Origin of the sequence: Nesterenkonia sp. F (genome assembly GCF_000220985.1) — a bacterium.
In the GTDB taxonomy this organism is placed as follows: domain Bacteria; phylum Actinomycetota; class Actinomycetes; order Actinomycetales; family Micrococcaceae; genus Nesterenkonia.
The window spans coordinates 16932-27521 of record NZ_AFRW01000110.1 but is presented as its reverse complement, the minus strand read 5'-3'; the positions used below and the strand labels follow the sequence as shown (position 1 = coordinate 27521).

Here is a 10590-nt window from a genome sequence, read left to right as displayed (position 1 = left end):
CGGCGACGAGACGGCCGACGGCGGCAGCAGGCCCCGCTGCTGGCCGGCGCGGGCGTCGTCGTCCGCGGCGACGCGGAGACTCCCGACGTGCTGGAGATGGTCGTCCGGCCGAACTGTCGCCAGCACGGCGTCGGCGGTCGGCTGGCCGACGCGCTCGCCGCCGACGCCCTCGCCCCGGCTCCGGGCCGGACGCGCCGAGCCTGGGCGCACGGCGAGCACGAGGCCGCCGTGCGGCTGGCCTCCCGCTTCGCCTGGCGCCCGGTGCGCGAGCTGTGGCGGATGCGGCTGACCGCGCCGCAGGAGATCGCCGCGCCGGAACCTCCGGCGGGCGTGCAGATCCGCGCCTTCGAGCCCGGCCGCGACGAGGAGGCCTGGCTCCGCGCCAACGCGGCGGCCTTCGCCGACCACCCCGAGCAGGGCCGGCTGACCCGCCAGGACCTCGAGGCCCGGATGGCCGAGGACTGGTTCGATCCCGCCGGCTTCCTGCTCGCCGAGGAGGACGGGAGGCTCCTGGGCTTCCACTGGACCAAGGTCCACCCCGCCGACCCCGCCGAGGGCCGGCACGAGCCAGTCGGCGAGGTCTACGTCGTCGGCGTGGTCCCCGAGGCCCGCGGCCGCGGGCTGGGCCGCGTGCTGACGCTGGCCGGCGTCGAACATCTGCGCTCCCGCGGGCTGGGGGCGATCATGCTCTACACCGACGCCGACAACACTCCGGCGGTGCAGCTCTACACCGCGCTGGGCTTCGCCCGCTGGGACGTCGACACCATGTACGCCCCCGCCGACGACGCCGACGCCGCCTCCTGACCCTCGCCGGGACCCCCTCCCGGAGATCCCCAGACCCCGCACGCCGCACCGCCGAGCAGCTCCCGAGGATCATCACCGACGTGAACACCACAGACCGCAGCGTCGACGACACCGCCCCCGACATCGCCGACGGCGCGGACGCCTCGGCGCGCCCGCGCAGCACGCCGTCGCCGCCCCCTCGACGAACGGGACCGGTGCGACGCCGGCCGAGCCGACGCGGCCGATGACCCGCGTGCCGCGCCGACGCACGACGACCTGCGCCGACGACGGCCACGACGCCGAGGTGCTCGCCGCCGGCGCGCTGTGCTGGCGGCTGAACCGCGGCGCGCTCGAAGTCCTGCTGATCCACCGGCCGCGCTACGACGACTGGTCCTTCCCCAAGGGGAAGCTCGACCCCGGCGAGACGCTGCCGGAGTGCGCGGTCCGCGAGGTCCAGGAGGAGATCGGGCTGAAGGTCCGCCTGGGCATGCCGCTGCCGATCACCCGCTACGACGTCGGCAAGAACGGCAAGGTGAAGTCCAAGGAGGTCTGGTACTGGGCGGCCCAGGTCACCGAGGGCAAGCCCGAGCCCGACGCCGAGGAGACCGACGAGGTCCGCTGGGTCGCCGTCCCGCAGGCCCGCGAGATGCTGAGCAACGACACCGACCGTGAGCCGCTGGACGAGCTGGAGCGGCTCCACGAGGAGATGCGGCTGCGCACCTCCCCGTTCATCGTGCTGCGCCATGCCAAGGCCAAGCCGCGCGCCTCCTGGTCCAAGGCCGAGGGCAAGCGTCCGCTGGCGGCCACCGGCAAGCGCCAGGCCAAGGCCGTCGAGCGGCTGCTGACCGCCTGGCGGCCCCGGATGCTGGAGTCCAGCCCGTGGAAGCGCTGCGTGGAGACCGTCGCTCCCTACGTGAAACGCCACCGCCACCGGCTGAAGTACCGGGACTCGCTCACCGAGAAGCGGGCGCAGGAGAAGCCGCAGAAGCCGCGGAACCGCACCCGCAAGTCGCTGGAGGCGCTGCAGCCGGTGCTGATGTGCACCCATCGGCCCGTGCTGCCGATGGTGCTCGAGGAGCTGCGCGGCTGGATCCGCGATCCCGTGCTGCTCGAGGCGCTGCCGTCCGAGGACCCGTATCTGCGCCCGGGCGCGGTGCTCGTCGCCCAGCAGGCCGTGGACGGCTCGGGCATGATCGTCGCGATCGAGGTCCACGACCCGTTCGACGACTGAGCCGACGTCTCCATGACGGCTGGGCCGAGTCGGTCGGGTCCGCGACGGCGGATCCCGCGCCGCCGACCGCTGACAGGTGCCGACGGTGACGGTAGTCTCCCCACCATGGAGCAGAAGAAGAACGTCCACCCGACTGCGCGGATGCACCTCGACGCCGACCGGGGCCGGGCCGAGCTGTGGGACACGCTCGACGGCGTCGACACGTTCATCGGGTTCGTCGGCTTCGCCGAGGAGACGATCGGCGGACAGCAGGTCACGCGCCTGCAGCACACGATCATCGGCCCAGCCCACGGCCGGAAGGGCTACGCCCGCAGTCTGGTCACGCTGCTGCTGGACCACCTGGCCGAGCAGGACGCCCACTTCCTCTCCGAATGCAGCTACATCGACGACTATCTGCGTCGGCACCCCGAGTACCGACGCTTCCAGGCGCCCGTGAGCTGAACCGCGAACCGGATACCACCCGGACCGCATCGTCGCCGGCGATCCCCGGACCGGTACGCTGGTGCCGTGAGCGAGACGATCCCCACCCCGTACGAGGACCTGCTGGCCGAGGTGCTGGAGCACGGCACGGCCAAGTCCGACCGCACCGGCACCGGCACGCGCAGCGTCTTCGGCCGCCAGCTGCGCTTCGACCTGAGCGTGTCGTTCCCGCTGATCACCACCAAGCGGGTGCACTTCAAGTCCGTCGCGCACGAGCTGCTGTGGTTCCTCCGCGGCGACTCCAACGTGCGCTGGCTGCAGGAGCACGGCGTGCGCATCTGGAACGAGTGGGCCGACGCCGACGGCGAGCTCGGCCCGGTCTACGGCGTGCAGTGGCGCAGCTGGCCCACGCCCGACGGCGGCCAGATCGACCAGATCGCCCAGGTCGTCGAGTCGCTGCGCACGAACCCCGACTCGCGCCGCCACCTGGTCACCGCCTGGAACCCGGCCGACGTCGAGCGCATGGCGCTGCCGCCCTGCCACGTGATGTTCCAGTTCCACGTCGCCGACGGGAAGCTGTCCTGCCAGCTCTACCAGCGCAGCGCCGATCTGTTCCTCGGGGTGCCGTTCAACATCGCCTCCTACGCCCTGCTGACGCGGATGGTCGCCCAGCAGGTCAGCCTCGAGCCCGGGGAGTTCATCTGGACCGGCGGCGACTGCCACATCTACGACAACCACCGCGAGCAGGTGCGCGAGCAGCTGAGCCGCGAGCCGCTGCCCGCCCCGCGGCTGGAGTTCGCCCGCACGCCGGCGTCGATCTTCGACTACGCCTACGAGGACTTCGTGGTGGTCGACTACCAGCACCATCCGGCCATCAAGGCTCCGGTGGCGGTGTGAGCCCGAGGAGCGAGCGGCCGGCCGCCGTGCCGACGCACACCGAGCGCGAGCACCCGTGGGTCGGGATGATCTGGGCCCAGGCCCGGGACCGGGTCATCGGCGACGACGGCGACATGCCGTGGCATCTTCCCGAGGACTTCGCCCATTTCCGGGCGATGACCCGCGGCTGTCCGGTGGTCATGGGCCGTCGGACCTGGGAGTCGCTGCCCGAGGCCGTCCGCCCGCTGCCCGGCCGGCGGAACATCGTCGTCACCGGCGACGCCTCCCGCGCGGCGGAGATCGAGGGCGCCGGCGCCGAGGCCGTCGACTCGCTGGCGACCGGACTGCAGGTCGCCGCGGCGCCGACGTCGACGGGCGCCTCCTCCAGCTCAGACGGCTCGCACGACTCGCACGGGCCCCCGGAGCGGATCTGGATCCTCGGAGGCGGCGCGATCTACGCCGAGGCGGTGGAGCACGGCCTGGCCGACGCCGCCGTGGTGACCGTCATCGACCTGGCCGTCGACGGCGACACCCGCGCCCCGCGGCTGCCGGAGGAGGACTGGCGGCTGGAGTCCGCCGACCCTCCCGACGGCGACTGGCACATCGCGGAGAACGGGCTGCGCCACCGCTTCGAGACGCACGTGCGTCGCTGAGCCGGGCTCGCGGTCCGATCGCGAGCTGCCCCGGGCGCGGGCGCCGTCGTCGCGCGTCCCACCCGTCCGGGGCGACGCCCGTCCGTGACGACCGACATGCCGGCGCGCACCGGGGTTCGTTACCCTGGAGGGCATGGCTTCTATGACATCGCCCGCAGTCTCCGCCCTCTCCACCGCCGAGACCCCCTCGATCGGTCTCGTCGGCTGGCGCGGCATGGTCGGCTCCGTGCTGGTCCGTCGCATGCTCGACGAGGGGGACTTCGAGCACCTCGACCCGGTGTTCTTCTCCACCTCCAACGCCGGCGGCGACGCCCCGTCCTTCGACGGCGTCGCCCCGTCCGAGCCGACGCTGCAGGACGCGCACGACATCGAGACGCTGAAGAAGCTGCCGATCATCGTCACCGCGCAGGGCGGCGACTACACCAAGGCGGTCTACCCGAAGCTGCGCGAGGCCGGCTGGGACGGCATCTGGATCGACGCCGCCTCGACGCTGCGCATGGCCGACAGCTCGATCATCGCGCTGGACCCGATCAACCGCGACGTCATCGACGCGGGCCTCGAGGCCGGGGTGAAGGAGTTCATCGGGGGCAACTGCACCGTCTCCTGCATGCTGATGGGCCTCGGCGGCCTCTTCACCGAGGGCCTGGTCGAGTGGGGCACCGCGATGACCTACCAGGCGGCCTCCGGCGGCGGCGCGAAGCACATGCGCGAGCTGGTCACCCAGTTCGGCGACATCCACGGCGCGGTCTCCGAGGAGCTGGCCGACCCGGCCTCGGCCATCCTGGACATCGACCGCAAGGTCCTCGAGACCCAGCGCGAGGGCCTGGACGCCGCCCAGTTCGGCGTCCCGCTGGCCGGCTCGCTCATCCCCTGGATCGACGCCGACCTCGGGAACGGCGTCGCCAAGGAGGAGTGGAAGGCCGGCGTGGAGACCAACAAGATCCTCGGCCGCGGCGACGACCTCGCCCCCGGCGTCGACCGGCGCGGCGACGCGATCCCCTTCGACTCGCTCTGCGTGCGCGTCGGCGCGCTGCGATCGCACTCGCAGGCGCTGACCCTGAAGCTGCGCGAGGAGCTGCCGGTCTCCGAGATCGAGTCGATCATCGCCTCCGGCACCGACTGGGCGAAGGTCGTCCCGAACGAGAAGGACGCCACCATGCGGGACCTGACCCCGGTGGCCGCCACCGGCGATCTGACGATCCCGGTCGGCCGCATCCGGCCGATGGCCATGGGCGGCGAGTACATCTCGGCCTTCACCGTCGGCGACCAGCTGCTCTGGGGCGCGGCCGAGCCGCTGCGCCGCATGCTGCTCATCGCCGTCGGCAAGCTCTGAGCCGACCGCCGCATCCCGGCCGGTCCGCCGGCCCTCCGACTTGGCCCCGACGTCGCAGGATCGACGTCGGGGCCTCGTCGTGCGCGGCAGGCCCGACGACGATCCGGTGATCCTCCTCACAGATCGACGTGATCTTCATCACTCTGTCCGGAGCTTCCCGATGCCGACTGACAGCCGGCTGGACGCCCTCTCCATGCCGACTCGGAAGCCCTCGCCGACGGCGCACGCCGCACGCCCGACCGCGCTCGTCAGGCCGAAGCAGCGTCCTGCGCGCGTCCGGTCGCCGACCGCCGCCGCCGCGCCCTAAGAGGCATCGATCCGGAGCCCGCGACGGCGGGGCCCCGCGGAATCGCCCCTCCGGCACCTCTGTAGCCTGATCCGGTATGCGCGCAGCCGCGCCGCACGCCGTCCTTCGTCCGCGAGGGAGGTCCGCGCGCTGTGCGCCGACCCTCTGCCGCCGACAGGAAGGACCCTATGGGGGAACCGGGATCGACATTCCTCAGCTCGACCACTGTGCTGGTGATCCTCGCCGCGTTCTATGGGGCCACGCTCTACATGGCCCTGAAGATCCGCCGGAAGAAGGAGAACGCCGACGCGTACATGACGGCCGGCAACAACGTCGGCTTCGGCATCGCGGCGGCCAGCATGACCTCCACCTGGATCTGGGCCTCCTCGCTCTACGCCTCCGCCACCTCCGGATACACCTACGGGATCTCCGGGCCGATCCATTACGGACTCTGGGGCGCCCTGATGATCCTGTTCATCTACCCGTTCGGTCGGCGCATCCGCAGCATCGCCCCGAATGCCCACACGCTGGCCGAGATCATGCGGGCACGCCACGGCAGCTCCAGCCAGCTGCTGCTGGCGAGCTCCAATGTGATCGGCAGCATCATCAGCCTGACGACGAACTTCGTCGCCGGCGGGGCGATCATCTCGCTGTTCTCCCCCTTCACCTTCGCCCAGGGCGTACTCTTCGTCGCAGGCGGCGTGCTGATCTACACCCTGTGGTCGGGATTCCGCGCCTCGTCGCTGACCGACTTCATGCAGCTGGTGGCGATGTTCGCCCTGATCGGCGTGATCATCCCGATCATCTTCTTCGCCGCCGATTTCCCCTCCAGCTTCCAGACGGGCGCGGAGAACCTGTCCGCCGAGCAGTCGAACTTCTTCTCCTCGGAGGCCTTCCTCAGCCAGGGCGCGCCCTACATCGCGGCGGTGCTCGCCTACGCCATCGGCAACCAGACCATCGCCCAGCGCCTCTTCGCCGTGCGCGAGGACCTCATCAAGCGCACCTTCGTGACCGCCACGATCGGCTACGGGGCCATGGTCATCGGCATCGGCATGCTCGGCGTGCTGGCGCTGTACCTCGGCCTCACGCCCTATGAGGGCGACGCCAACAACATCGTCCCGCAGATGGCCGCCGAGCACCTGCCCACCGTGGCGCTGGGGCTCTTCCTGGTGGTCATCGTCGGCGCGCTCTCCTCGACCGCCGACTCCGACCTCTCGGCGCTGTCCTCGATCATGATGGCCGACATCTACGGCCAGAACGTCGCGCGCCGCGGCACCGTCGACCCGAAGCGCATGCTCCTGGTCGGCCGGGTGACGATGGTCCTGGCGACGACCGCCGGCGTGCTCATCGCGAGCTTCCGGCTGGACATCCTGGACATGCTCGTCTTCGTCGGCGCGCTCTGGGGCGCCCTCGTCTTCCCGGTGATCTCCAGCTTCTACTGGGGCCGGGTCACCAATCGGGCCTTCGTCACCGCCGTGCTCGCCGCCCTGGCGGTCTTCCTGCCGGTGCGCTTCGAGTGGCTGCCCGTCGACGGGGCCCTCGGGGCCCTGCTGGGCGTGGCCGTCGACGTGCTCGGCGTGCTGGGGATCGGTGTGATCATCGGGCTGATGGCCTTCGGGTTCTTCGGCCTCCGCGTCGGCTGCGTCGCCGCCGTGCTGGCCGTCGTCGGCGCCTCCCCCTGGGCTCTGGGCACGCTCCACGACTACACGGTGCTCTCGGGGTCCCTGGTCGCCTACTCGGTCAGCACCCTGGTCTGCGTGCTGATGTCGATGCGCAGCGGACAGGAGTTCGACTTCAGCACCATCCATGCCCGCGTCGGCAACTTCGACAGCGCCGAGACCACGGACGACGCCGGCCGCGCGTCGGGCGGCCCGGACGCGCCGGTCGACTCGACCGACGCGGCCCGTCCCGACGACGCCGGCTCGCGCCCCGCCGAGACCGCCCCCACCGGACCGAAGGAGTGATCATGGACCTGCTGCTCAGCGTCTACGTCCTGATGTGGCCCGCCCTCGTGCTGGGCGTGCTGGTGGTCATCGCCGGCGGCTTCGCCCGCGACGCGCGCCGCGCCCGCGACGAGGGTCGTCCGATGATCTGACGCCGGCCCCTGCGACGACGGACGAGCCCTGCCGATCCATCACCCGACGGATCCGCAGGGCTCGTCCTCTGCCGCAGGCGGCGTCGTCGGCCCGAGTCGCTCAGCGCGAGCCGGGAGCGGCCACCGCGGCGCCGATGATCACCGGTTCGGGATGCAGGTCGAGGCCGAAGCGCGCGTGGACCTTCTCGCGGACGGCGCCGGCGACGGCGAGCAGGTCGCCGGTGCCGGCCGGCCCGCGGTTGGTGATCGCCAGCGTGTGCTTCGTCGACAGCGAGGCTCGGCCGTCGGTCAGCTCGGCCCCGAAGCCGCGGCCGCAGCCGGCGTGGTCGATCAGCCAGGCCGCCGAGAGCTTGACCCGCCAGTCGTCCAGGGGGAAGCGCGGGGCCTCCTCCGGCAGGCCGGCGGCCATGTCCGCCGGCACGATCGGGTTGGTGAAGAAGGACCCGGTGGACCAGGTGTCGTGGTCGTCGGCGTCGAGCACCATGCCCTTGGACGCCCGCAGCGCCAGCACCTGCTCGCGCACCTGGTCCAGCGGCGCGCGCCGCCGATCCTCCTCCAGCGCGGGATCCAGTCCCAGGGTGCGGGCCAGCTCGGCATAGCGGATCGGGGCCGAGAGCGTGTCCTCGCCGTCGTGGGCGAGCCGCAGACGCAGCGAGAGCACCACATAGCGCGGCGACCCGTGCAGCGTGGTGCGCTTGAGCACCGACTCCCGGTAGCCGAAGGCCAGGGCCTCCGCGTCGAGGGTGACGAGCTCGCCGGCCGCCCGGTCCCAGGCGCGCAGGTCCACCAGGGTCTGGGCGATCTCCGCGCCGTAGGCCCCGACGTTCTGCACCGGCGTCGCCCCGGCCGCGCCGGGGATCCCGGAGAGCGCCTCCAGGCCCGCCAGCCGGTGCCGGACGGTCCAGGCGACGACGTCGTCCCAGCGGTGGCCGGCGGCGATCCGGACGAGGCGCGAGCCGGCGTCGTCGCTGCTCGCCTCGTCGGCCTCCTCGGCGATGCCGTCGAAGGCCAGCTGCAGCACTGTGCCGCCGAAGCCGGCGTCGGAGACCAGCAGGTTCGATCCCCCGCCGAGCACCAGCAGGCTGTCCTCTCCGGCGGCGCGGGTCTCGTCGTCGGGCAGCGGATGCGCGGCGAGCACCTCCAGCGCCTGCTCCTCGGTCTCGGCGACGATCCAGTCCCCGGCCGGGCCGCCGACCCGGGCGGTGGTGTGCTCGGCCAGATGACGGGGCCCGTCGGAGACGGCGACGGACTGTGCGGAGGAGGTCTGCAGAGAGTTCACGCGGCTCACCCTACCCGGCGCGGCTCAGTCGTCGAGGTCGACATGGGTCGGATCGAGCACGCGGCGCAGGAAGTCCTGCGTGCGCGGCTGCTGCGGATTCCCGATGACCTGCGCGGCCGGACCGGCCTCGACCACATGGCCCTGGTCCATGAAGACCACCCGGTCGGCGACCTCGCGGGCGAAGGTCATCTCATGGGTGACCACGATCATCGTCATCCCGGCCTCGGCCAGCTGGCGCATGATCGCCAGCACGTCGCCGACGGTCTCCGGATCCAGCGCCGAGGTCGGCTCGTCGAAGAGCATCAGCCGCGGACGCATGGTCAGCGCCCGGGCGATCGCCACGCGCTGCTGCTGGCCGCCGGAGAGCTGGTCGGGGCGGCGATCGGCGAGCTCCTCGAGGCCGACGCGCTGCAGCTGGGCCATCGCCTCGGCGTCGGCGTCGGCCTTGGACTGCTTGAGCACCCGGCGCGGGGTGATCGTGCAGTTCTCCAGCACGCTCAGATGCGGGAAGAGGTTGAACTGCTGGAAGACCATGCCGATCTCGCGGCGCATCGCGTCGAGGTCGACGTCGGGGTCCGAGGCGACGTGGTCTGCGACGGTGATGGTGCCGGCGTCGGGCTCCTCCAGACGGTTCACGCAGCGCAGCAGCGTCGACTTGCCGGAACCGGAGGCGCCGACCAGGCAGACGACCTCGCCGGGGTCGACGGTCATCGAGATGCCCTTGAGGACCTCGTTGCGTCCGTAGGCCTTGTGCAGCTCGGAGATCACGACGCCGGCCGGCGCCTGCTCGCCGACGACGGCGGCGTCGGGGGCGGGGGTGGACTCGGCCATGCCGGGCCTCCTACTTCTTCGTCGACGTCCGCCGCTCCATGCGGCGGGCGAGGATGGACAGCGGCACGGTGATCAGCAGGTAGCAGACGCCTGCGGCCACCAGCGGAGTGAGCCCCGCCTGGTAGATGTTGATGCCGTCGCGGCCGAACTTGGTCAGCTCCGCGGCTCCGGCGGTCAGCCCGACCACGAAGATCAGCGAGGAGTCCTTGGTCAGCAGGATCGCCTCGTTGGTCAGCGGCGGCAGCACGATGCGCACCGCCTGCGGGATCTGGATGGTGACCATCGCCCGCCAGGCCGGCATGCCCAGCGCCCGGGCGGCCTCGATCTGCCCCTTGGGCACCGCCTGCAGCCCGGCGCGCAGCGTCTCGGCGATGTAGGCCGCGCCGACCAGTCCCAGCGAGACGCCGGCGATCTGCAGCGAGTCGAGGTTCCAGCCGAAGGCGATGGAGACGCCGAAGCCCAGCGCCAGGAACACCAGGATCGCCGGGATGCCGCGGAAGAACTCGATGTAGCCGGTGGCCAGCCAGCGGTAGACCGGGAAGCTGGAGAGCTTCATCAGCGCCAGCACCAGCCCGCCGAGCAGGCCGAGCAGAAAGCCCACGGCGGTGTAGGCCAGGGTGTTCTTCAGCCCCACGACGAGGATGTCCGGGAACATCGGGCCGATCCGCTCGACGTCGAAGAAGCTGGTGGCGATCGCCTGCCAGTCCATGACGACGGCGAGCACCGCCACGGCGACGACGAACAGGCCGGCCTGGATCCCCAGGCTCAGCCGGGCGCGCTCACGGGTGGTCATCGCCATGCGG

General features: G+C 71.9%; 12 protein-coding genes. 9 read left to right on the top strand and 3 right to left on the bottom strand.

Annotated features, from left to right (window positions below; all coding sequences use genetic code 11):
* The 9 genes from mshD to GU5_RS17650 form a co-directional block, all read left to right on the top strand.
* On the top strand, positions 1-804 hold an 804-nt coding region (mshD, locus tag GU5_RS15025), incomplete at its 5' end, for a mycothiol synthase (RefSeq protein WP_010525310.1).
* A gap of 80 nt (positions 805-884) precedes the next feature.
* Complete coding sequence (locus tag GU5_RS17290; protein WP_158217722.1) at positions 885-1031, top strand: hypothetical protein; 147 nt, start codon at positions 885-887, stop codon at positions 1029-1031.
* Positions 1028-2014: an NUDIX hydrolase gene (locus tag GU5_RS0109300; RefSeq protein WP_010525309.1), complete on the top strand. Its 987-nt coding sequence runs from the start codon at positions 1028-1030 to the stop codon at positions 2012-2014. Before GU5_RS17290 ends, GU5_RS0109300 begins: the two co-directional genes overlap by 4 nt.
* Positions 2015-2119: 105 nt before the next feature.
* Entirely contained in the window at positions 2120-2455 is a 336-nt protein-coding gene (locus GU5_RS0109295) for a GNAT family N-acetyltransferase (protein ID WP_010525308.1), read from the top strand.
* A gap of 66 nt (positions 2456-2521) precedes the next feature.
* Complete coding sequence (locus GU5_RS0109290; protein ID WP_010525307.1) at positions 2522-3331, top strand: thymidylate synthase; 810 nt, start codon at positions 2522-2524, stop codon at positions 3329-3331.
* A complete protein-coding gene (locus GU5_RS0109285) occupies positions 3328-3963 on the top strand; it encodes a dihydrofolate reductase (protein WP_304411934.1) in 636 nt (211 codons plus the stop codon). Before GU5_RS0109290 ends, GU5_RS0109285 begins: the two co-directional genes overlap by 4 nt.
* Before the next feature lie 133 nt (positions 3964-4096).
* Positions 4097-5296 (top strand): aspartate-semialdehyde dehydrogenase, encoded by a 1200-nt coding sequence (asd, locus tag GU5_RS0109280; protein WP_255348842.1) that lies wholly within the window; start codon positions 4097-4099, stop codon positions 5294-5296.
* Between the two features lie 474 nt (positions 5297-5770).
* On the top strand, positions 5771-7546 hold the full coding sequence (locus GU5_RS0109270) for a sodium:solute symporter family protein (protein WP_010525304.1): 1776 nt from the start codon (positions 5771-5773) through the stop codon (positions 7544-7546).
* A gap of 2 nt (positions 7547-7548) precedes the next feature.
* A complete protein-coding gene (locus tag GU5_RS17650) occupies positions 7549-7677 on the top strand; it encodes a putative transporter small subunit (RefSeq protein WP_010525303.1) in 129 nt (42 codons plus the stop codon).
* Between the two features lie 100 nt (positions 7678-7777).
* On the opposite strand, the gene GU5_RS0109260 is transcribed toward GU5_RS17650, so the two are convergent.
* From GU5_RS0109260 to GU5_RS0109250, 3 genes are read right to left on the bottom strand one after another with little or no spacing between them, the layout of a single operon-like run.
* Positions 7778-8956 carry a UDP-N-acetylmuramate dehydrogenase gene (locus GU5_RS0109260; protein ID WP_237704708.1) on the bottom strand — a complete coding sequence of 393 codons (1179 nt, stop codon included), beginning with the start codon at positions 8954-8956 and terminating at the stop codon, positions 7778-7780.
* Between the two features lie 24 nt (positions 8957-8980).
* Positions 8981-9787: an amino acid ABC transporter ATP-binding protein gene (locus tag GU5_RS0109255; protein ID WP_010525301.1), complete on the bottom strand. Its 807-nt coding sequence runs from the start codon at positions 9785-9787 to the stop codon at positions 8981-8983.
* A 10-nt stretch (positions 9788-9797) separates the two neighbouring features.
* A complete protein-coding gene (locus tag GU5_RS0109250) occupies positions 9798-10586 on the bottom strand; it encodes an amino acid ABC transporter permease (protein ID WP_010525300.1) in 789 nt (262 codons plus the stop codon).
* Positions 10587-10590: the final 4 nt, after the last annotated feature.

Coding starts and splice junctions, on each gene's coding strand:
- GU5_RS0109255 (WP_010525301.1), bottom strand. CDS start 9,787: ATGGCCGAGTCCACCCCCGCCCCCGACGCCGCCGTCGTCGGCGAGCAG.
- GU5_RS0109270 (WP_010525304.1), top strand. CDS start 5,771: ATGGGGGAACCGGGATCGACATTCCTCAGCTCGACCACTGTGCTGGTG.
- GU5_RS0109250 (WP_010525300.1), bottom strand. CDS start 10,586: ATGGCGATGACCACCCGTGAGCGCGCCCGGCTGAGCCTGGGGATCCAG.
- GU5_RS17650 (WP_010525303.1), top strand. CDS start 7,549: ATGGACCTGCTGCTCAGCGTCTACGTCCTGATGTGGCCCGCCCTCGTG.
- asd (WP_255348842.1), top strand. CDS start 4,097: ATGGCTTCTATGACATCGCCCGCAGTCTCCGCCCTCTCCACCGCCGAG.
- GU5_RS0109295 (WP_010525308.1), top strand. CDS start 2,120: ATGGAGCAGAAGAAGAACGTCCACCCGACTGCGCGGATGCACCTCGAC.
- GU5_RS0109300 (WP_010525309.1), top strand. CDS start 1,028: ATGACCCGCGTGCCGCGCCGACGCACGACGACCTGCGCCGACGACGGC.